The 18,656-nt window shown below is 69.7% G+C and carries 19 protein-coding genes; 9 read left to right on the plus strand and 10 right to left on the minus strand.

The window, feature by feature from the left end; all coding sequences use genetic code 11:
- Positions 1–149 precede the first annotated feature (149 nt).
- The 5 genes from AC1RL8_RS28700 (at position 150) to AC1RL8_RS28720 (ending at position 5,661) form a co-directional block, all read left to right on the plus strand.
- Positions 150–794: a thiol:disulfide interchange protein DsbA/DsbL gene (locus AC1RL8_RS28700; protein WP_062483056.1), complete on the plus strand. Its 645-nt coding sequence runs from the start codon at positions 150–152 to the stop codon at positions 792–794.
- A gap of 122 nt (positions 795–916) precedes the next feature.
- A complete protein-coding gene (gene lptA, locus AC1RL8_RS28705; RefSeq protein WP_492686718.1) occupies positions 917–1,636 on the plus strand; it encodes a lipopolysaccharide transport periplasmic protein LptA in 720 nt (239 codons plus the stop codon).
- On the plus strand, positions 1,633–2,427 hold the full coding sequence (gene lptB, locus AC1RL8_RS28710; RefSeq protein ID WP_070063734.1) for an LPS export ABC transporter ATP-binding protein: 795 nt from the start codon (positions 1,633–1,635) through the stop codon (positions 2,425–2,427). Before lptA ends, lptB begins: the two co-directional genes overlap by 4 nt.
- A gap of 17 nt (positions 2,428–2,444) precedes the next feature.
- Entirely contained in the window at positions 2,445–4,034 is a 1,590-nt protein-coding gene (gene rpoN, locus AC1RL8_RS28715) for an RNA polymerase factor sigma-54 (protein WP_492686719.1), read from the plus strand.
- Positions 4,035–4,044: 10 nt separating this feature from the next.
- The gene (locus AC1RL8_RS28720) at positions 4,045–5,661 is read left to right on the plus strand and encodes a phospholipase D family protein (protein ID WP_492686720.1); all 1,617 of its coding nucleotides are present in this window, start codon (positions 4,045–4,047) and stop codon (positions 5,659–5,661) included.
- Positions 5,662–5,728: 67 nt separating this feature from the next.
- Here the strand turns inward: AC1RL8_RS28720 and AC1RL8_RS28725 are convergent, their stop codons facing one another.
- The 6 genes from AC1RL8_RS28725 to AC1RL8_RS28750 all read right to left on the minus strand — a co-directional run bounded on the left by AC1RL8_RS28725 (position 5,729) and on the right by AC1RL8_RS28750 (position 10,791).
- Entirely contained in the window at positions 5,729–6,175 is a 447-nt protein-coding gene (locus AC1RL8_RS28725; protein ID WP_062480322.1) for a hypothetical protein, read from the minus strand.
- A 173-nt stretch (positions 6,176–6,348) separates the two neighbouring features.
- Entirely contained in the window at positions 6,349–6,996 is a 648-nt protein-coding gene (locus AC1RL8_RS28730) for a LysE family translocator (protein ID WP_307587626.1), read from the minus strand.
- Between the two features lie 25 nt (positions 6,997–7,021).
- A complete protein-coding gene (locus AC1RL8_RS28735; protein WP_307587789.1) occupies positions 7,022–7,654 on the minus strand; it encodes a YceI family protein in 633 nt (210 codons plus the stop codon).
- A gap of 38 nt (positions 7,655–7,692) precedes the next feature.
- Complete coding sequence (locus AC1RL8_RS28740; RefSeq protein ID WP_492686721.1) at positions 7,693–8,277, minus strand: YceI family protein; 585 nt, start codon at positions 8,275–8,277, stop codon at positions 7,693–7,695.
- Positions 8,274–8,885, minus strand: a complete 612-nt coding sequence (locus AC1RL8_RS28745) for a cytochrome b (RefSeq protein ID WP_492686722.1) — start codon at positions 8,883–8,885, stop codon at positions 8,274–8,276. Before AC1RL8_RS28745 ends, AC1RL8_RS28740 begins: the two co-directional genes overlap by 4 nt.
- 82 nt (positions 8,886–8,967) lie before the next feature.
- Positions 8,968–10,791, minus strand: coding sequence for a sensor histidine kinase (locus tag AC1RL8_RS28750; protein ID WP_492686723.1), 1,824 nt, complete (start codon positions 10,789–10,791; stop codon positions 8,968–8,970).
- An 81-nt stretch (positions 10,792–10,872) separates the two neighbouring features.
- On the opposite strand from AC1RL8_RS28750, the gene AC1RL8_RS28755 reads away from it, so the two are divergent.
- Entirely contained in the window at positions 10,873–12,126 is a 1,254-nt protein-coding gene (locus tag AC1RL8_RS28755) for a THUMP domain-containing class I SAM-dependent RNA methyltransferase (RefSeq protein ID WP_492686724.1), read from the plus strand.
- A gap of 1 nt (position 12,127) precedes the next feature.
- On the opposite strand, the gene AC1RL8_RS28760 is transcribed toward AC1RL8_RS28755, so the two are convergent.
- Together AC1RL8_RS28760 and AC1RL8_RS28765 are read right to left on the minus strand one after the other, a co-directional pair.
- Positions 12,128–12,442, minus strand: coding sequence for a DMT family transporter (locus AC1RL8_RS28760; protein ID WP_492686725.1), 315 nt, complete (start codon positions 12,440–12,442; stop codon positions 12,128–12,130).
- A 14-nt stretch (positions 12,443–12,456) separates the two neighbouring features.
- Positions 12,457–13,389 (minus strand): DMT family transporter, encoded by a 933-nt coding sequence (locus tag AC1RL8_RS28765; RefSeq protein WP_492686726.1) that lies wholly within the window; start codon positions 13,387–13,389, stop codon positions 12,457–12,459.
- A 121-nt stretch (positions 13,390–13,510) separates the two neighbouring features.
- Between AC1RL8_RS28765 and AC1RL8_RS28770 the strand changes: the two genes are divergently transcribed.
- Together AC1RL8_RS28770 and AC1RL8_RS28775 are read left to right on the plus strand one after the other, a co-directional pair.
- Positions 13,511–14,422: a LysR family transcriptional regulator gene (locus AC1RL8_RS28770; RefSeq protein ID WP_492686727.1), complete on the plus strand. Its 912-nt coding sequence runs from the start codon at positions 13,511–13,513 to the stop codon at positions 14,420–14,422.
- 53 nt (positions 14,423–14,475) lie between these two features.
- The gene (locus tag AC1RL8_RS28775; protein ID WP_139702167.1) at positions 14,476–14,901 is read left to right on the plus strand and encodes a PIN domain-containing protein; all 426 of its coding nucleotides are present in this window, start codon (positions 14,476–14,478) and stop codon (positions 14,899–14,901) included.
- A gap of 16 nt (positions 14,902–14,917) precedes the next feature.
- Here AC1RL8_RS28775 and AC1RL8_RS28780 read toward each other — a convergent pair whose 3' ends face one another.
- Both AC1RL8_RS28780 and AC1RL8_RS28785 read right to left on the minus strand, forming a co-directional pair.
- A complete protein-coding gene (locus AC1RL8_RS28780) occupies positions 14,918–15,823 on the minus strand; it encodes a BUD32 family EKC/KEOPS complex subunit (RefSeq protein WP_070063745.1) in 906 nt (301 codons plus the stop codon).
- Positions 15,820–17,520, minus strand: coding sequence for an FMN-binding glutamate synthase family protein (locus AC1RL8_RS28785; RefSeq protein WP_492686728.1), 1,701 nt, complete (start codon positions 17,518–17,520; stop codon positions 15,820–15,822). Before AC1RL8_RS28785 ends, AC1RL8_RS28780 begins: the two co-directional genes overlap by 4 nt.
- A gap of 69 nt (positions 17,521–17,589) precedes the next feature.
- Here AC1RL8_RS28785 and AC1RL8_RS28790 point away from each other — a divergent pair, with 69 nt between their 5' ends.
- Positions 17,590–18,384, plus strand: coding sequence for a UPF0149 family protein (locus tag AC1RL8_RS28790; RefSeq protein WP_492686729.1), 795 nt, complete (start codon positions 17,590–17,592; stop codon positions 18,382–18,384).
- The last annotated feature ends 272 nt before the right edge of the window (positions 18,385–18,656 follow it).

Below are 18,656 nucleotides of genomic sequence, written 5' to 3' on the forward strand. Positions count from 1 at the left end.
ACGCTTTTCTTGAACAGCCTTTAAGCTCTCGCCCGCGCGGCATTCGCCGCACTCGTTTGTCAATTCCAGCGCCTCGGGCGCGCCGCCCACGGGGAACTCCCGGCGGCGCGCCGGCTCTGTACTGCGGTACCCACAGGAGAACCTTTTCCATGAAACGTCGTGACTTTTCGCTGGCCGCCACTTCGATCGGGCTGCTTTCGCTGGCTGCCGTTCCGGCACACGCCCAGCGCGCCCCCAAGGCCGGCACCGATTTCCTCGTGCTCGACAAGCGCGTGCCCGTCGATGCACCCGCCGGCAAGGTCGAGGTGGTCGAGTTCTTCTCGTACAACTGCCCGCATTGCAACGACTTCGAGCCCTCGCTCGAAGCCTGGGTCAAGGCAGCCCCGAAGGAAGTGGCCTTCCGCCGCATCCCCGTGCCCTTCGTGGGCAACGACGTCGAGGCCAAGCAGCGCCTGTACTTCACGCTCGAAGCCATGGGCAAGCTGGACGAGTACCACTCGAAGGTGTTCGCCGCCATCCACGCGCAGCGCCAGAACCTGAACGGCGACGCCAACATCCAGGCCTGGGCCGAGCGTGCCGGCCTCGACGGCGCCAAGTTCAAGGAAACCTTTGCGTCCTTCGGCGTGGCCAGCAAGGCTCGCCGCGCGGCGCAGCAGACCGAGGCCTACAAGGTCGCCGGCGTGCCGGCCCTGGCCGTGGCGGGCCGCTGGTATGTCGACGGCGAAACCGCCGGCAGCATGTCCAAGGTGCTGCAGGTCGCGACCTTCCTCATCGGCGAAGCCAAGAAGGGCTGACAGACCCGGCGACCTGGTTCTTCGGTCGAATGCAAGGCCCGCTTCGGCGGGCTTTTTCATTGGCGGCGGTGGGCAATTGCCATCCCACGCATACAATGTTTCAGAGCAAGTTTCGTGCCTTTATGACATTGCCCTCCATCCCCACATTCCCCACCCTTCGTCGCCTCGGCCGCCTGGCTTTCGGCGCGCTGTTGCTGGCCGGTGCCGCCTCGGGCGCCCTGGCCGAAACCGCCGACCGCACCAAGCCGATGAACATCGAGTCCGACTCGATGCGCTACGACGACCTGAAACAGACCAGCGTGTTCACCGGCAACGTGCTGGTCACGAAGGGCACGATCATCATCCGCGGCGCGCGGCTGGACGTGCGCCAGGACGCCGAGGGCTACCAGTACGGCGTGGTCACGGCGGCGCCCGGCAAGCTGGCCTATTACAAGCAGAAGCGCAACGCCGGCGACGAGTGGATCGAGGGCGAGTCGGAAGTCATCGAGTACGACAGCCGCGCCGACAACGTCAAGTTCATCCGCCGTGCCGTCATGCGCCGGCTGATCGGCGCCACGGCCAACGACGAGAGCAGCGGCGCGCTGATCGTCTATGACCAGAGCAACGACACCTACACCGTCAACGGTTCCCTCGTGCCGCCGAACGCCGGCGTCTCGGCGGGCGGTGGCGGCCGCGTGAAGGCCATCCTCACGCCGAAGGCCACGCCGGCCCCGGCGGCGCCCGGCTCCGCACCGGCGGCCGGTGGCAAGAAGCCCGCGGCCCCGGCACCCACCCCCGCGCCCGGCGCCGGGCTGCGCCCGACCACCACGCTGGGCGGCACCGAAGGGGAAGGGCGCAAGTGATCGAAACCGCAGGAACCCAGACCGCCGACGGCATTCCAGGCAGCCGCCTCGTGGCGCGCGGCCTCAAGAAGAGCTACGGCAGCCGCACGGTCGTGAAAGACGTCTCGCTCGACGTGCAAAAGGGCGAGGTCGTCGGACTGCTCGGCCCCAACGGCGCGGGCAAGACCACCTCGTTCTACATGATCGTCGGGCTGGTGCGCGCCGACGCCGGCGAGATCACCATCGACGGCGAGCCCATCGCCCACATGCCCATCCACCGCCGCGCGCGCATGGGCCTGAGCTACCTGCCGCAGGAAGCCTCGATCTTCCGCAAGCTCACGGTCGAGGAAAACGTGCGCGCCGTGCTCGAGCTGCAACGCGAGCCCGACGCCAACGGCCGCATGATGCCGCTGACCAAGCAGCACACCGAAGAGCGCCTGGCCGACCTGCTGGCCGACCTGCGCGTGGACCACCTGCGCGATTCGCCCGCGCTCGCGCTGTCGGGCGGCGAGCGCCGCCGCGTTGAAATTGCACGCGCGCTGGCCACCCAGCCGCGCTTCATCCTGCTGGACGAGCCCTTCGCCGGCATCGACCCGATCGCGGTGATCGAGATCCAGCGGATCATCAGTTTCCTGAAAGAGCGCGGCATCGGCGTGCTCATCACCGACCACAACGTGCGTGAAACGCTGGGCATCTGCGATCACGCGTTCATCATCAGCGACGGGCACGTGCTGGCACAAGGCACACCCTCGGAGATCGTCGACAACGCCGAGGTACGCAGGGTGTACCTGGGCGAGCACTTCCGCATGTAAGGGAGGGTCGGGTCTCCATGAAGCAAGGGCTGTCCCTTCGCGTCTCGCAGCATCTGGCCTTGACGCCTCAGCTGCAGCAGTCGATCCGGCTTCTGCAGCTCTCCACGCTCGAACTGAGCCAGGAGGTGGAGCAGATGCTGGACGAGAACCCGTTCCTTGAACGCACCGCGGAAGAAGCGGCGCGCGAGGAGTTCGGGCTGGACACGGCCGATGCGCCGGTGCCGCGCGACGACGCGGGCGAGGGGGAGGCCGAGTTCACGCCGTCCGCCGCCAGCACGTCCTCCACGTCCAGCGACACCACCACCTCGACCCCCGACACCGACGGCCCCGCCGCCGAGATCGCCGAGCGCGAGCCCGACTGGGAAGGCGACGGCACCGTCGACATGGCGCCCGACGACAGCGAGTGGGGCAGCGATGCGCCCGCGCGCCAGAACAACCTGGGCGACGACGAGCGTGCCGACGCCACCGAACTCGCGCGCAGCCAGGAGTCGCTGCAGTCGTTCCTGCACCGCCAGGCGCTGAGCCTGCGGCTCAATGAAAACGACTGCGCCGCGCTGCGCTTTTTGATCGAGTCGCTCAACGACGACGGCTACCTCGAAGACTCGCTGCCCGCATTGGCCTCGGGCCTGGCGGGCGACGACAACGACCAGTTCGACGACCTCGTGCACCACTTCCAGGTGGCGCTGGGCCTGCTGCAGAGCCTGGAGCCGGTGGGCGTCGGCGCGCGCGACCTCGGCGAATGCCTGAGCATCCAGCTGAAGGCGCTCGCCAGCGAAGACGAGACCGAGGCCGAAGCGCTCATCCGCAAGACCGCCATCGCGATCTGCAAGCAGCCCATGGAGCTGCTCGCGCGGCGCGACTTCAAGCGCCTGGCCACGCTCACGCGCACCAACGAAGACCTGGTGCGCTCGGCGCTGCAGATCATTGCGCGGCTCGAACCCAAGCCGGGCCGCCGTTTCGTCGACGTCGAGCGCAACATCGTCATTCCCGACGTGATCGTCACCAAGACCGGGCGCGGCACCAACGTGAAGTTCCGCGTCATGCTCAACCCCGAGGTCATGCCGCGCCTGCGCGTGCACGACATCTACGCCGGCGCGCTCAAGTCGCACAAGGGCGAAGGCAGCCAGGCGCTGTCGCAGCGGCTGCAGGAGGCGCGCTGGTTCATCAAGAACATCCAGCAGCGCTTCGACACCATCCTGCGCGTGAGCAACGCCATCGTCGAGCGCCAGAAGAGCTACTTCGTGCACGGCGAGTTGGCCATGCGCCCGCTGGTGCTGCGCGAGATCGCCGACGAGCTGGGCCTGCACGAGTCGACCATCTCGCGCGTGACCACCGCCAAGTACATGGCCACGCCCTTCGGCACGGTCGAGCTGAAGTACTTCTTCGGCTCGGCGCTGGGCACCGAGACCGGCGGCAACGCGTCGAGCACCGCGGTGCGCGCGCTCATCAAGCAGTTCGTGAGTTCCGAGAGCATCAAGAAGCCGCTGTCCGACAGCCAGATTTCCGAGATGCTGAAAGAGCAGGGCATCGAGTGCGCGCGCCGCACCGTCGCCAAGTACCGCGAAGCGCTGCGCATCGCGCCCGCCAATCTGCGCAAGGCACTCTAGAAGACCGACGATGACGAGCCGCCTGCTGTCGCGCTGTGGGCATTGGGTGGTCGTCGTCGCGGCGGCGCTGCTGTTTGCCGGCTGCGCAACGCTGCCCGACGACGCACCGCGCCCGCCCACCAAGGCCATCACCGTCTCGACCGACACCGCGCTCGGCAAGATCGCGCTGGCCTCGCAGCCCGACCCCGACCTCAGCGGCTTTCGCCTGATGCCCGGCGGCGACTTCGCCTTCGACACGCGCTTGCAGCTGGCGCGCCGCGCGCAGCGCACGCTCGACGTGCAGTACTACCAGATCGAGAACGACGAGACCGGCCGCTACCTGCTGCGCACCCTGCGCGATGCGGCCCAGCGCGGCGTGCGCGTGCGCCTGTTGATGGACGACCTGTACACCTCTGGCGAAGACGAGCTGCTGCTCGGCCTGGCCGCCACGCCGAACGTGGAGCTGCGCCTGTTCAACCCGTTCCCGGCCGGGCGCGGCAGCCTCTTGAAGCGCTTCACCGCTTCGCTGTTCGACTTCAGCCGCGTCAACCGCCGCATGCACAACAAGCTCTTCATCGCCGACGGCGCGATGGCGGTGGCGGGCGGGCGCAACATCGGCAACCAGTACTTCCGCCGCACCACCGGCCCGAACTTCATCGACCTCGACACCTTCGTGACGGGTGCGCTGATCCCGCGCCTGGGCGTGCTGTTCGACCAGTACTGGAACAGTCCGCACGTGCGCCCGATCGGCGCGGTCGTGCACACCGACCTGCCGCGCGAGGAGCTGCAGCGCCGCTTCGACGCCGCCACCGGCCCCGACACCACGCCGCCGCCGCCCAAGCCCGCGCCCAACGACCTGCTCGGCTACAGCCCGGTGGCCGACGACCTCGACGCCGGCAAACTGGGCCTGATCTGGACCACCGCCGAGGCGTATGCCGATTCACCCGACCGCGTGATCGGCAAGACCGCGTCGTATGGCGGCGTGCCGCTGCTCGACGTGGACAGCGTGCGCTACAACGTGGTCGAGCAGATGCGCCGCGCGCGCAGCGAGGTGACGCTGGTCTCGCCCTACCTGATCCCGGGCGCGTCGGGGCTGGAGGTGATGCGTGAGATCCGCGGACGCAACGTGAAGATCAGCGTGGTCACCAACTCGCTCGCCGCCACCGACGAACCGCTCGTGCACACCGCCTACCGCCGCTACCGCGCCGACATGCTGGCGCTGGGCGCCGAGCTGCACGAGCTGAGTTCCGCGCGCACGCGGCGCAGCGTGCGGCTGGGTTTGTTCGGCACCTCGGTGGGGCGGCTGCACGCCAAGTCGGCGGTGATCGACCAGCGCATCCTGTTCGTCGGCTCGATGAATTTCGATCCGCGCTCCGAGATTCACAACACCGAGATCGGCCTGTTCATCCGCAGCCCCGAGATGGCGCAGCAGACACTGAAGCTGCTCGACGTGCTCAAGCAGCAGGGCGCCTACCGGCTGCGCTTTGCCGAAGGCGCCGATGCGGGCGCCACCGGCTCGCGGCGCATCGAGTGGGTCAGCGAGGAAGGCGGCAAGACCACCGTGCTGCACGAAGAACCCGACTCGGGCTTCTGGGACCGCACCATGCTCGAGCTGCTGGCGCCGCTCACGCCCGAGAGCTTGCTGTAGCGCAGCGGTGCTTTGCGAAAGGCTTTGCAAGCATGGCGCTGCCGCAGATGGTCGCTGGCGGCGAGCCTCAACGCGGGAGCGGTGGCTTTTCGGGAGTCGCGCAGGTCATTTGAGACTTCGGGACACGAAATCTCGTCTCGACCGTATCGAACCAGGCCATGTAAGAGCGCACGGAGTGTTCGTCGATCTCAAGAATCTCATCGCAGAATGAAAAGCCGGGCCCAATGATCGGGTTGCTGCTCGCAGTGATCACGGCGCAGATGCGATTGCCCTGAATCTTGTAGCGCATTGCCGCGGTGTAGGGCTCCTTGCTTTCAGGAAAAGCCCCACAAAAGGAGCTTGTGCCGTCGACGTATTCGTCATACCCATGGCACGTTTTTCCACCGTCATCGGAGTTGCACCACACGCCCTGCAGGGCCCTGTTCAGATCTTCGTCCTGTAGCGTCGCGGAAGAGGACTGTGTTGCAACAACCGTGAGAGCGGCGGCGATCAGGAGTTGGTGGACGAATGGCATGCGATGGGCTTGATGACGAAGCTGGACCTGGAAGCGGGACCATAGCCGTTGCCGATTGAAAACAACCCGGCTGCCGCGCACATCCCCTCAAGAAATCCAGACCGCGTGAAGAAAGACGCGGCTTCCCCCGGGCGCATTGCCCGGAGCCGGCATCGCCGGTCGAACCTGATCGATCAGGTGCCGCGCACCGCCGACCACACCAGCCGCAGGCCCAGCAGGCCCATCACGCCGCCGGCCGCACGGTCGATCCAGGTCTTGTAGCGCAGGTAGGCTGCGCGCGGCGCGGCCGATGACAGCGCCAGCGCGACGATCGCGTACCAGCCCGTCTCGATGCAGAAGATCACGGCCGGCACCGCGAGCGCCAGCACCAGCGGCACCTCGCGCGGCAGGAAGGCCGCGAAGATGCTCGCGTACACCACCGCCGTCTTCGGGTTGCTGATCTGCGTGGCCAGGCCGAGCAGGAAGGTGCGTCCGCTGCGGCCCTGGCTGCGGGGCGAGGCGTCCGTGTCGGGCGTGATCGCGAGCGGCTGGCGGGCGCCGCGCCAGATGCGAAAGCCCAGGTAGATCAGGTACGCGCCGCCGAAGGCCTTGATCGCGAGGTACAGCCCCGGCACCGCGAGGAACGCCGCCTGCAGTCCGGCCAGCGCCGCGATGGAGAACGCCAGCCCGCCGGCGCCCATGCCCAGCGCCGCCGCGAGCCCGTCGCTGCGCGAGGCCACGGCCGTGCGCGCCACCATCACGAAGCTCGGGCCGGGGCTCATCGCGCCCACGGCCATGGCGCCGGCGATGCCGAGCAGGGACAGGAGGTGGGCGTCGGTCATGAGTGGGCTCCGGTGGGGGATGGGTTCATTGCACGTTCACGGCTTCGACCTGCACCAGCAGCTTCACCTTGTTCTCGAAGCCGAAGTTCAGGCCCCAGGTGATGCCCCAGTCGCTGCGCTGCACGGTGGCCTCGAAGTCGCCGCCGCAGACCTGGCGGTTGATGAGCGGGTTCAGGTAGCAGTTGAAGCGCACGGCCTTCAGCGTCACCGGCTTGGTCTGGCCCATGAGCGTGAGCGTGCCGGGCACGTCGGTCACCTTGTCGCCGCTGAAGTCGATGCGCTCGGCCACGAAGCGGCCGGTGGGGAATTCGGCCACGTTGAAGAAGTCCTTGCTCTGCACGTGGCGGTTGAGCAGGTCGACGCCGGTGTTGATGGAGCTGATGTCCATCGTGATGTCGACCTTGCCGCTGGCGCCGGTGCCGTCGATCTTCACCGAGCCGTCCTTGGTGCTGAAGCGGCCGCGGTTGGTGGTGGTGCCGTAGTGGCCCATCTCGTACATGACGAAGGTGTGGGTCGGGTCGATCACGTAGCTGGCGTTCTTGACCGGCCCGCCCGCGGGCTTGGCGGCCAGCGGCGGCGCGGTGTATTCCTGGGCCGTGGCGGCCAGGGGCAGGGCCGCGCCCGCGCAAAGGGCCGCGGCGAAGAAGAGCTTGTTCATGGCAAAGGAAGAAGGATGCATGGGAAATGAAATCGTCGTCACAGCGGCCCGAGACCCGCGAGCGTCAGCTTGAAGCGCACCTGCACCTCGTTGCCGACCACCGAGGTGTCGGTCCATTCGCCGTCGCCCACCTTGTAGTCGAGCCGCTGGATCGTGAGGGTGCCCGTGGCGACCGAATAGGCGCCGCCCGACGACACGATGTTCACGGGCACCGTCACGTACTTGCTGACGCCCTTGATGGTGAGCTTGCCGGCCATCTCGAAGCGGCCCTCGCCTAGCGCCTTGATGGCGCTCGAGCGGAAGCTGGCCTGCGGGAAATGCGCGGTGTCGAACCAGGTCGGCTTGGGCAGCTCGGCATCGCTCATGGGCACGCCGAAGCCGGCGCTGGCGGTGTCGATCTGCAGCACGACCGAGCCGCCCTCGGGCTTCTTGGGGTCGAAGGCGACCTGCGCGTCGAAGCGCTTGAAGCTGCCTTCCACCGGCACGCCCATCTGCTTGCTGACGAAGGCGATCTGGCTCTTCTCGGGCACCAGTTTGGCGGTGGTGGCCGGCATGGGCTCGGCCGCGGCGTGCAGCGCGAGGCCGAGGAGGGCGGCGGTGCCCCACAAAAGACGGGTCGTCATCCGGCGGATTCCTTGCGTGGCGCGGGCCACATGCGTTGCAACAGACCGTCGTGGTCGATCCAGTGGTGCTTGAGCGCCGCCGCCACGTGCAGCAGCGTGACGCCGGCCAGCAGGAAGGCGCTGCGCTGGTGCAGCGGCTTGAGCACGGCCTCGGCGAAGTCCTTGTCGACCGTCACCAGGTCGGGCAGCGGCAGCAGGCCGAACCACACGACCGGCACGCCCATGCCCGAGCTGTAGGCCCAGCCGAACAGCGGGACCGCGAAGAACAGCAGGTACATCAGCGTATGGCTGATGCGGTGCGCGGCCCGCTGCCAGGCCGGCATGGCCGCCAGCACCCGCGCCGACAGCGGCGGCGGGCGGTGCGTGAGGCGCCACAGCAGCCGCAGCGCCGACAGCAGGAGGATGGTGATGCCGGCCCACTTGTGCCAGCTGTAGAGCTTCAGGCGCTGCGGCGAGAAGGGCAGGCCCGTCATGTAGAGCCCGACGCCGAGCGAGCCGACGATCATCGCCGCGAGCAGCCAGTGCAGGGTCATCGCGACCCGCCCGTAGCGGGGCTCGCGCAGGGCGGCGGCGCCAACGGCAGGGGCGGGAAGGGGTTCGACGGGCATCGGGGCAGGGGCGGCGGCGGCCTGTGCGCGGAGCATAGCTCGGAAGCGATGACACCGCAGCGGGGCCGGCCCGCGCCGAGCGCTACGACGGCGACGGCGGTTGTTGCTGCTGCTGGGCCCGCAGCAGCACGCGCCGCAGCGCGTCCGGCTGCACCGGCTTGCGCAGTGCGTGCCAGCCGCGCGCGGCGGCCAGCTGCTGCGTGGCCTCGGTGATGTCGGCCGAGATCAGCGCGATCGTCAGCGCGGGCTTGCGCTGCGCCAGCCGCTCGGCCAGCGCGATGCCGTTGAACGCGCCGGGCAGGCGGATGTCGCACAGCGCCGCGTCGAGCGCGTCCAGGTCGGCCAGCGCGAGGGCCTCGGCGGCGCTGGCGTAGATGCGCGGCGCCACGTGCCAGTGCCGCAGCAGCGCCGAGAGGCTGTCGGCCACCACGATGTTGTCTTCGACCACCAGCACGGCCAGGCCGGGGCGCAGCACGGCATCGGCGTCGGGCTCGTCCAGCGCCACCGAGGGCGCGGGGGCCGGCACGGCCGCCGCACCGGGGCGGGCCGCCGGCAGCTCGAAGCTGAAGACCGAGCCCTTGCCCGGCGCCGAGCGCAGCGCGACCTTGATGCCCAGCTGCCCCGCCAGCCGCCGCACGATCGCCAGCCCCAGGCCGTGGCCGTGCTGCAGGTTGCGCTCCACGTTGCCGACCTGTTCGAAGTCGTCGAACACGCGCGTCTGCGATTCGGCCGCGATGCCGATGCCGCTGTCGCGCACCTCGACGCGCCACGCGCGCCCGGTGTCCGTGCCGGGCCGGCGGCGCGCCCGCACGGCCAGCAGCACGCGCCCGCGCGGCGTGAACTTGAGGGCGTTGTCCAGCAGGTTGGAGAGCACGCGGCGCAGCGCCACCGCGTCGGTCCAGGCCACCGCCTCGGCCGGGCAGCGTACCGCGACGCGGCCTTCGCCGGCCTGGCGCGCCAGCTCGTTGAGCAGCGGCGCCAGCGCCACCGCCGCCGGGCGCAGCGGATCGACCGCGGCCTCGATGCGGCCGATCTCGAGCAGCTGGTTGGTCAGGCCCTCGAGCGCCTGCTGCGCGCGCGAGAGCGAGGCCACCGTGTGCTGCACCGCCGCGCTGTCGGTGCCGTGCTGCAGCTGCTGGCGCAGCACCTCGGCCTGCAGCCCGATGGCCATCACCGGCTGGCGCAGGTCGTGGTTGGCCGCCGAGAAGAAGCGCAGCCGCTCGGCCTGGGCCTGCTCGGAGGCGCGCAGGCCGGCCAGTGCCTGTTCGCGCAGCGTGCGCTCGTTCAGGCGCAGGCCGATGTTCTCCTCGAGCTGGCGCGAATGGTCGGCCACCAGCTTCCACATCATCGCGGTCAGGCCGATGCCGATCACCGCGACGGCCATCATCACCGGCGCCCCGAGCCACAGGCCCGTGACGATCACCGGTGCCAGCAGCAGCGTGATGGCCAGCTGCGTGGCCGGCGTGTAGAACGACACCGAGAACGCCGACGACAGCGTCATGCCCATGAGGATGAGGCCCAGCAGCAGTTGCAGGTCGGGCCGCTCGGGGTTGAACAGCAGCACGCCCGCCAGGCCGTGCGCCAGCTCCCAGATGGCCGTGCGCAGCGTGTGCTGGCGCTGCGCGGCGCGCAGGGTGGCGGGGGTGAAGGGCTCGGGCAGGCGCTGCGCAAAGAAGCCGCGCATCACCGTGACCCCGGTGACCAGCGCCAGCCACACCAGCGCGCGCACCGGCGAGAACTGCCAGGCGAAGAGCGCCGCCACGCCGCAGTTGAGCAGGTACTGCACCAGCAGCACCGGCCCGAGCGGGCGGATCGACAACCGCAGCACTTCGCACTGGATCGCGAAGCGGTGGTCGCCGTCGCGGGCGTCTGCCGGGGGGGCCGCGGAGGCGGGGGTGGGCGTCATGGGCAAATCGACTATATAGAGAAGGCCCCAGCCCCGGCGACAATGGGGGCCCTTAGCGGGCTTCCCGATGGCCGACTTTCCGTGAACGATCTCTCATTTTTCCTGCCTTGCGCCGCCGGCGTCGAGGAATTCCTTGCCCAGGAGGTGCATGCCCTGACCGGCCGTGCCGGGCAGGACCTGCTCACCCTGCGCGGTGGCGTGCGCGTGCGCGCCGACTGGCGCGACGGCCTCAAGCTCAACCTGCACAGCCGGCTCGCGCAGCGCGTGCTGGTCGAACTGGCCCACGGGCCGTACCGCAACGAGAACGACCTGTACACCATCGCCAACGGCGTGGCCTGGGAGATCTGGTTCACGCCCAAGCAGACCTTCAAGATCGAGACCACGGCCCAGCACAGCCCGCTGCAGAGCCTGAACTTCGCCACCCTGCGCATCAAGGACGCCGTGGCCGACCGCTTCCGCGCCAAGGCCAACGGCGTGCGCCCGAGCATCGAGACCCAGTGGCCCGACTGCCGCATCTTTGCGCACCTGACCACCGACAGCTGCACGCTGTACATCGACACCTCGGGCGAGCCGCTGTTCAAGCGCGGCTGGCGCCAGGACAAGGGCGACGCCCCGTTGAAGGAAACCCTGGCCGCCGCCATGCTGGCCGCCAGCGGCTGGTGGAACCCCGAGACCGGCGAGGTCGCCAAGGCCCCGCTGTACGACCCCTGCTGCGGCAGCGGCACCATCGCCATCGAGGCCGCGCAGATCGCCAGCGGCATCGCGGCGGGTTCGCTGCGGCGCTTCGGCTTCGAGAAGCTGCTGCCGTTCCAGGCGCATGTCTGGGCCGCCATCAAGAATGAAGCCGCCAACGCGCAGCATGCGAGCGCCATCGCCGTCTTCGGCTCCGACGTCTCGCACCGCATGGTCGACTTTGCCGAGCGCAACGCCGAACGCGCGGGCGTGGCGGGCGCCATCGAGTTCCGCGGCGGCGACGCCCTGCAGCGCATGCCGCCGGCCGAGGGCGGCGTGATCATGCTCAACCCGCCGTACGGCGAGCGCATCGAGGTCGGCGGCGTGGCGCGCTTCGGCGCCCGCGAGGCCGCCCAGACCCCGGGTGACGGTGAAGGCGGTGACGGCGGCGACTTCTTTCCGCAGCTCGCCACCCACTGGAAGAAGAACTACGCGGGCTGGACCGCCTGGGTGCTCACGCCCGACCTGAAGCTGCCCAAGCAGATGCGCCTGAAGGAGTCGCGCCGCGTGCCGATGTGGAACGGCCCCATCGAATGCCGGCTGTTCCGCTTCGACATGGTGCGGGGCTCGAACCGGGCGGCGCCGCCAGACGCCGGCACCTGAATCAGCTCTGCAGCTTCAGGCCTGCAATGCCCAGGAAGATCAGCGCGATGCACGCCAGCCGCAGCGGCGCCGCGCTCTCCTGGAAAAAGAAGATGCCGATCAGCGTGACGCCGATGGCGCCGATGCCGGTCCAGATCGCGTAGGCCGTCCCGACCGGCAGCGTCTTCATCGCGGCGGTGAGCAGCACGATGCTCGCCAGCGCCGCGCCCAGGCCCAGCGCGCCGGCGCCGGGGCGCTCCCAGCCCGCCGCGGCCTTCAGCGCGAGGGCCATCACGATCTCCACCAGTCCGGCGGCAAGCAGAAGAAGCCAGGCCATGGCGTTCGCTCCCTTCACAGCAGCTTGATGATGGCCACGCCGAGCAGCAGCACGGCCACGCCGGCCATGCGCAGGCCCGACACCGGGCGCTGCGGCAGCCGGAACCAGCCGTAGCGGTCGACGAACACCGACGCCACCTGCTGCCCCGCCACCGTCAGCCCGACCGCGGCCGCGGCGCCGATGGCCGGGATCGCCGTGAACACCGTCGTCACATAGGCCGCGCCCGCCAAGCCACCGAGCCAGCCCCACCACGGCATGCCGCGCAGCGCGGTGCCTTGCGGTGCCCTTGCCGCGGGCGCACGCCGGAACAGCGTGACGAGCAGCAGCGCCAGGGCCATCGCCAGCGTCGCCACGAAGAAGCTCACCGCGCCCACCGCGAAGGGTGCGCCCAGGTCCTGCCGCAGCAGGCCGTTGACCACGCCCTGCACCGGCAGCACCGCGCCGGCCAGCAGCGCCAGCACGATCCAGCCGGCCTTGCCTGCCAGCGCCTGGCGCAGGCTGCCGGCCTGCCCGGCGACGATGGCCCCGGCCCCGAGCAGCACCGCCAGCGTGCCGCCGGTCATGGCCGGTGTCAGCGCCTTGGGGGCCACGCCGAGCAGGCCGAAGGTGTCGAGCGCGAACGAGGCCAGCATCTGCCCCGCGATGAACAGGCCGACCGCCACCACCGCGCCCAGGCGCGGGAACAGCAGGATGGTCGAGACCACGTAGAAGGCGCTGGCCGTGCCGCCGATCACGTGCCACCACGGCACGCCCGGCAGGCCGGACAGCGCCGTCAGCGTGCCCGTGGCGAGCGCCACCGCCAGCAGGGCCAGCGTGCCGACCGACAGCTGCAAGGTCGTGGCGGTGAACGGGCTCCCCGTGGCCTTGGAGAGCTGGGCGTTGGCGCCGGCCTGCACCGCGAGCAGGCCCCCGGCGACGAGCGAGGCGGGAATGAAAAACGCGTCCATGGTGGTTCGACCTCCGTGTGGTGTGGATGCGGGGCAGGCGAATCGCGGCCCCTTGCGGACGACTGTAGGATCGGCACGTTTGCAAAGTCATTCGAAAAAATCGCATCCGGGATATGCATAAATGCAGGACACAGACTGGGACGACTTTCGCGTGTTCCTGGCCGTCGGCCAGGCCGGCTCGCTTTCCGGCGCCGCGCGCCAGCTGGGCGTGAACCACTCCACCGTGCTGCGGCGCCTGGGCGCGCTCGAGGCGCGCATGGCGGTGCGCCTGTTCGACCGCCTGCCCGCCGGCTACGCGATGACGCTGGCCGGCGAGGCGCTGCGCGAGCGCCTGCAGGGCGTGGGCGAGCAGATCGACGCCGCGCAGCGCCACCTCATGGGGCTCGACCTGCGGCTGACCGGCGTCATCCGCATCACCAGCACCGACACCTTCATGGCCGGGCTGCTCGGGCCGATCCTGGCGGACTTCCGGGCGCTGCACCCGGGCATCGAGCTGCAGGTGGTGATGAACAACCTCTTCCTGAGCCTGACCAAGCGCGAGGCCGACGTGGCGATCCGCCCGACCAACGCGCCGCCGGACCACCTGGTCGGGCGCCGGGCCGGGCGCCTGCAGACGGCGGTGTACGCGTCGAAGGCCTACCTCGCGAAGCACGGGGCGACGACCCCGCTAGACCAGCACGACTGGGTCGCGCCCGACGAAGGCCTGTCGCACCTGCTGCAGGCCAAGTGGCTGCGCGCGCAGGTGCCGCCGGCGCGGATCGCGGCGCGCGTCGACAGCCTCGTCGGCATGACGCAGCTCGTGAAGCGTGGCCTGGGCCTGGGCATGCTCCTGTGCATGCTGGCCGATGCCGAGGAAGAGCTGGTGCAGGTCGAGCCGCCGAGGGAGGCGCTGGACACGCAGGTCTGGGTGCTGACGCATCCCGACCTGAAGGAGGTGGCGCGGATCAAGGCCTTCACCGACTTCGCCTACGCGCGGCTCGTCGCCGACGCGAAGGTGCTGGCCATGCCCTCGGGGCGGCCGGCGGCGCGCTAGAAGCCCGGGCGCCGCATGGTGCAACATCGGCGATAGACAGATTTCACGCGACCATGACCTTGCCTGCCTCCGACCTCGTCGTCATCGACACCAACATCGCGCTCGACCTGCTGGTCTTCGAAGACCCGGCCTGGGCGCCGCTGGTCGACGACCTCGCACGCGGCGCGCTGCGCTGGCTGGCCACGCCCGCGATGCGCAGCGAACTGGAACGCGTGCTGGGCTACCCGCTGATCGCCCGGCGCATGGCGCAGCGCGAATTGACGATTCCCGTGGTGCTCGCGGATTTCGATGCGCGCGTGCAGCTGGTGACCGAGGTGCCGGCGCGCGCGCCCTGCGTGTGCAGCGATCCGGACGACCAGGTGTTCATCGACCTGTCCGTGGCGCACGGGGCGCAGCTGTTCAGCAAGGACAAGGCGGTGCTGTCGATGAAGAAGCGGCTGGCGCTGCGCGGGGTGGCGGTGCGCTCGGCGCTGGCCTAGGCCACGCCGGTCCGTCTCAGGCCTTGTTCAGCTCGTACCACTGCCCCAGCAAGCGCGCGACGGCCCGCACGCGCTGCGTATCCCGTCCCCAGCGCCGGCTGGCCGGCAGCTTCTGCGCCCACTTCATGCGCCGCGCCGCGTTCGCGATGCGCTCGCGCACTTCCTCGTCAACTTCCGCCAGCGCCGCGTGCCAGTGCTGCCCCGCCGCCTGCGGCGCGGCGGCCTCGAGCATCATGGCCGTGGAGTGCAGGTAGCTCAGCCAGTCGCGGGCCTGGCATTCGGCCAGGGTCATGACCTCGGAGGGGTCGTCCTCGAAATCGATGTAGCCGATCACGCCATCGGGGCACTGCACGAGGTTGCGGTCGAAGGCCTGGCTCAGGTGCTGGCCGCACAGGTGCACGGCGGCGATGGCGGCCAGGCCCTCGCGCCACACGGCGAGCAGGGCGGCGGGGCCGGCGGCGGCGGCCTGGTCGATGCGCTCCTGCAGCACCACGGTGGCACGGCCGCTTTCGCCAAGGTCGGAAATCAGCAGCCCGTCGGCCTGCTGCGCCAGCACGATCGGCACGCGCAGACCCGCGGCGGCCAGTTGTTTCAGGCGGCGTGCCTCGGTGGCGATGGCGGCTTCGCCGCCCGGGTTGGGCACGGGCTTGATCACGTCGAGGCCGGCCAGCCGCGCGGCCAGCGCCATCACGCGGTAGCCCCACTTGCCGTGGCGCGGGCCGGCCTTCTTGAGCCAGACGCGCTCGCTGCCGAAGCGGTGGCTGGCCACGTTCTTGGCCTGCCTGGGCAGCGTGACGCGCAGGAACTCGGCGTAGTCGCCGGGCGCCGAGCCCGGGGCGTCGTCGAGCGGCGCGGGCGCCGATGCGGCGCCCCGTTGGCTGTACAGGCGCGTCGCGGCGCCTCCTCGTCTCAGTGGATTCATGCGGCCATGGCGAAGCCCGGCGCCAGCAGCCCGTGCGGGCCCTGCGTCACGGGCTGGAAACTCTGTGCACTGGCCAGCGGCCAGTAGGTGCGGAAAACGGTGTGCTGGTTGTCCAGCGGCCCGAGCAGCGCGCCGGGCTGCACCTGCATCACCAGGTTGCTCAAGAGGCGCACCTCGGTGTCGGAGATGCGGCGCACGATGTGGTGCGCGGTGATCTGCTGCGGATGGTCCAGGCCCGCGGCCTGCACCAGCTCCTGCAGCGCATGCAGCGTGCTGCGATGGAAGTTGCGCACCCGGTCGGCCTTGGTCGGCACTACCAGCGCCTGCTGGCGCACCGGGTCCTGGGTGGTCACGCCGGTGGGGCAGTGGCCGGTGTGGCAGCTCTGCGCCTGGATGCAGCCCAGCGCCATCATGAAACCGCGCGCCGCGTTGCACCAGTCGGCGCCCAGCGCCATCATGCGCGCCACGTCGAAGGCGGTGATCACCTTGGCCGCGCAGCCGATCTTGATGCGGTGGCGCAGGTTCACGCCGATCAGCGTGTTGTGCACCAGCAGCAGGCCTTCCTGCAGCGGCGCGCCGACGTGGTCGCTGAACTCGACCGGCGCCGCGCCGGTGCCGCCCTCGGCGCCGTCGACCACGATGAAGTCGGGCGTGATGCCCGTCGCCTGCATCGCCTTGACGATGCCGAACCATTCCCACGGATGGCCCAGGCAGAACTTGAAGCCGGTCGGCTTGCCGCCCGACAGCTCGCGCAGCTTCGCCACGAAATGCATCATCTCGGTCGGCGTGGAGAACGCGCTGTGCGACGAGGGCGAGACGCAGTCCACGCCCACCGGCACGCCGCGCGCCGCCGCGATCTCGGGCGTGACCTTGGCTGCCGGCAGCACGCCGCCGTGGCCGGGCTTGGCGCCCTGGCTGAGCTTGATCTCGATCATCTTCACCTGCGGGTCGCGCGCGTTGGCGGTGAAGCGCTCGGCGTTGAAGGTGCCGTCGTCGTTGCGGCAGCCGAAGTAGCCCGAGCCGATTTCCCAGATCAGGTCGCCGCCGTGCACGCGGTGGTGCTGCGAGATCGAGCCTTCGCCGGTGTCGTGCGCAAAGCCGCCCATCTGCGCGCCCTGGTTGAGCGCGAGGATGGCGTTGGCCGACAGGGCGCCGAAGCTCATCGCCGAGATGTTGAACACGCTCGCGCTGTAGGGCTGCGTGCAGACCTGCGCCAGGTTCGCATCGGCCGGCTGCGGCGTGCCGCCGATCACGATGCGGAAATCGTGCCCGGCCAGCTTCGTGGGCTGCATCGAGTGGTTGATCCACTCGTAGCCCGCGGCCGACACGTTCAGCTGCGTGCCGAAGGGCCGGTTGTCGGGCTCGCCCTTGGCGCGCTGGTACACCAGCGAGCGCTGGGCGCGCGAGAACGGCGCGGCCTCGGCGTCGCTCTCGATGAAGTACTGGCGGATCTCGGGGCGGATGAACTCGAGCAAAAAGCGCAGGTGCCCGATGACCGGGTAGTTGCGCAGGATGGCGTGGCGCGCCTGACGCAGGTCGTGCACGCCGGTGCCGGTGAGCACCGCGAAAGCGGCCACGCCGATCCACGCGAGCCACAGGTGCGGCGAGGCCAGAACCAGCGCCAGGCAGGCGACCAGACCCAGCACACACAGGGCGAACGCGCTGTAGCGTGCGGGAAACGGAATAATCGTGGGCATAGTCATCAGATGTCGGCGGGAGCCTGCTGCATCATAGAGGGCTGCCCCCAACCTGCCATGACTGCTGCCATGACGACCACACCCGACACCCCCGATACCCCTGACACCGCCCTGGCCGCCTCCTCGCAAGCCCTGGGGCCCGACGATTTCGACGCCCTCGACACCGCACTCGACGCCATGCGCGAGCACGACGAGGAAATTCCCCAGTGGGAGTTCTGCGAAGGCTTCATGGCCGCGCTGATCTGCACGCGCCGTCCCATCGACCCCACCGAATACTGGCCCGTGCTGCTGGGCGACCACTTCGTGCCGGCCCAGCACATGGAGTTCGTCTGGAACTGGAAGCGCCGCTGGCGCGAGATCGAGGAAGGCCTGGACGCGCCCGTCGAATCGCTCGAGGACGAGCGCAGCTGGCAGCCCGAGGTGCTCGACACCCGCGGCGCCATCGCCTCGCTGCCCGAGGAAGAGCGCGCCGAGATGGCCGCCGAAGAGATCCCTTCGTTCGCGCAGGTCTGGGCGCTGGGCTTCATGTACGCGGTCGAGAACTGGCCCGAAGACTGGGCCGCGCCGCGCGACAAGGAAGCCGCGCAGATGCTCGACGACGCGCTCGACAACCTCGTCGCGCTGACCGAGGACGACACCGCCAAGCCCACGCTGTCGATGTACGACGAGAACGGCCCGCCGAGCGTGAGCCAGCAGCGCCTGGACGACTTCGGCGCCGCGATCTGGGCGGTGTACGACCTGCGCCAGCTCTGGAAGAGCCTGGGCCCGAAGGTCGAGACGATCCGCAAGGAAGCCACGCCCGGCCGCAACGATCCCTGCCCTTGCGGCAGCGGCAAGAAGTACAAGAAGTGCCACGGTGAGTGACTGGGTTGAGTCCCAGGCGTCCCGGACGGCTTGCCGTTCAGGGCGCGCTCACGCCGACGGGGTACCTTGCTCCGCGAATGTCCCCCGGCCTTCGGCCTCCTCCTTGATTTCGCTGCGCAAGGCACCCCATCGGCGTGAGCGTTGGGCAGTGCAGCTGTTGATTGGCCACACAACGACCGCGCCCATCGTGCGCAGGACACTGGGTGCTTCCCGCAGCGAAATCAAGGAGGAGGGGCGAAGCCCCGGGGGACATTCGCGGAGGGAAGTACCCG

It is taken from the genome of Variovorax sp. GW822-FHT04E09 (assembly GCF_058800845.1).

Excerpts from the sequence above, each read along its gene's own strand:
- AC1RL8_RS28700 (WP_062483056.1), top strand. The coding sequence starts at position 150 with ATGAAACGTCGTGACTTTTCGCTGGCCGCCACTTCGATCGGGCTGCTT.
- lptA (WP_492686718.1), top strand. The coding sequence starts at position 917 with ATGACATTGCCCTCCATCCCCACATTCCCCACCCTTCGTCGCCTCGGC.
- rpoN (WP_492686719.1), top strand. The coding sequence starts at position 2,445 with ATGAAGCAAGGGCTGTCCCTTCGCGTCTCGCAGCATCTGGCCTTGACG.
- AC1RL8_RS28720 (WP_492686720.1), top strand. The coding sequence starts at position 4,045 with ATGACGAGCCGCCTGCTGTCGCGCTGTGGGCATTGGGTGGTCGTCGTC.
- AC1RL8_RS28725 (WP_062480322.1), bottom strand. The coding sequence starts at position 6,175 with ATGCCATTCGTCCACCAACTCCTGATCGCCGCCGCTCTCACGGTTGTT.
- AC1RL8_RS28730 (WP_307587626.1), bottom strand. The coding sequence starts at position 6,996 with ATGACCGACGCCCACCTCCTGTCCCTGCTCGGCATCGCCGGCGCCATG.
- AC1RL8_RS28735 (WP_307587789.1), bottom strand. The coding sequence starts at position 7,654 with ATGAACAAGCTCTTCTTCGCCGCGGCCCTTTGCGCGGGCGCGGCCCTG.
- AC1RL8_RS28740 (WP_492686721.1), bottom strand. The coding sequence starts at position 8,277 with ATGACGACCCGTCTTTTGTGGGGCACCGCCGCCCTCCTCGGCCTCGCG.
- AC1RL8_RS28745 (WP_492686722.1), bottom strand. The coding sequence starts at position 8,885 with ATGCCCGTCGAACCCCTTCCCGCCCCTGCCGTTGGCGCCGCCGCCCTG.
- AC1RL8_RS28750 (WP_492686723.1), bottom strand. The coding sequence starts at position 10,791 with ATGACGCCCACCCCCGCCTCCGCGGCCCCCCCGGCAGACGCCCGCGAC.
- AC1RL8_RS28760 (WP_492686725.1), bottom strand. The coding sequence starts at position 12,442 with ATGGCCTGGCTTCTTCTGCTTGCCGCCGGACTGGTGGAGATCGTGATG.
- AC1RL8_RS28765 (WP_492686726.1), bottom strand. The coding sequence starts at position 13,389 with ATGGACGCGTTTTTCATTCCCGCCTCGCTCGTCGCCGGGGGCCTGCTC.
- AC1RL8_RS28770 (WP_492686727.1), top strand. The coding sequence starts at position 13,511 with ATGCAGGACACAGACTGGGACGACTTTCGCGTGTTCCTGGCCGTCGGC.
- AC1RL8_RS28775 (WP_139702167.1), top strand. The coding sequence starts at position 14,476 with ATGACCTTGCCTGCCTCCGACCTCGTCGTCATCGACACCAACATCGCG.
- AC1RL8_RS28780 (WP_070063745.1), bottom strand. The coding sequence starts at position 15,823 with ATGAATCCACTGAGACGAGGAGGCGCCGCGACGCGCCTGTACAGCCAA.
- AC1RL8_RS28785 (WP_492686728.1), bottom strand. The coding sequence starts at position 17,520 with ATGCCCACGATTATTCCGTTTCCCGCACGCTACAGCGCGTTCGCCCTG.
- AC1RL8_RS28790 (WP_492686729.1), top strand. The coding sequence starts at position 17,590 with ATGACGACCACACCCGACACCCCCGATACCCCTGACACCGCCCTGGCC.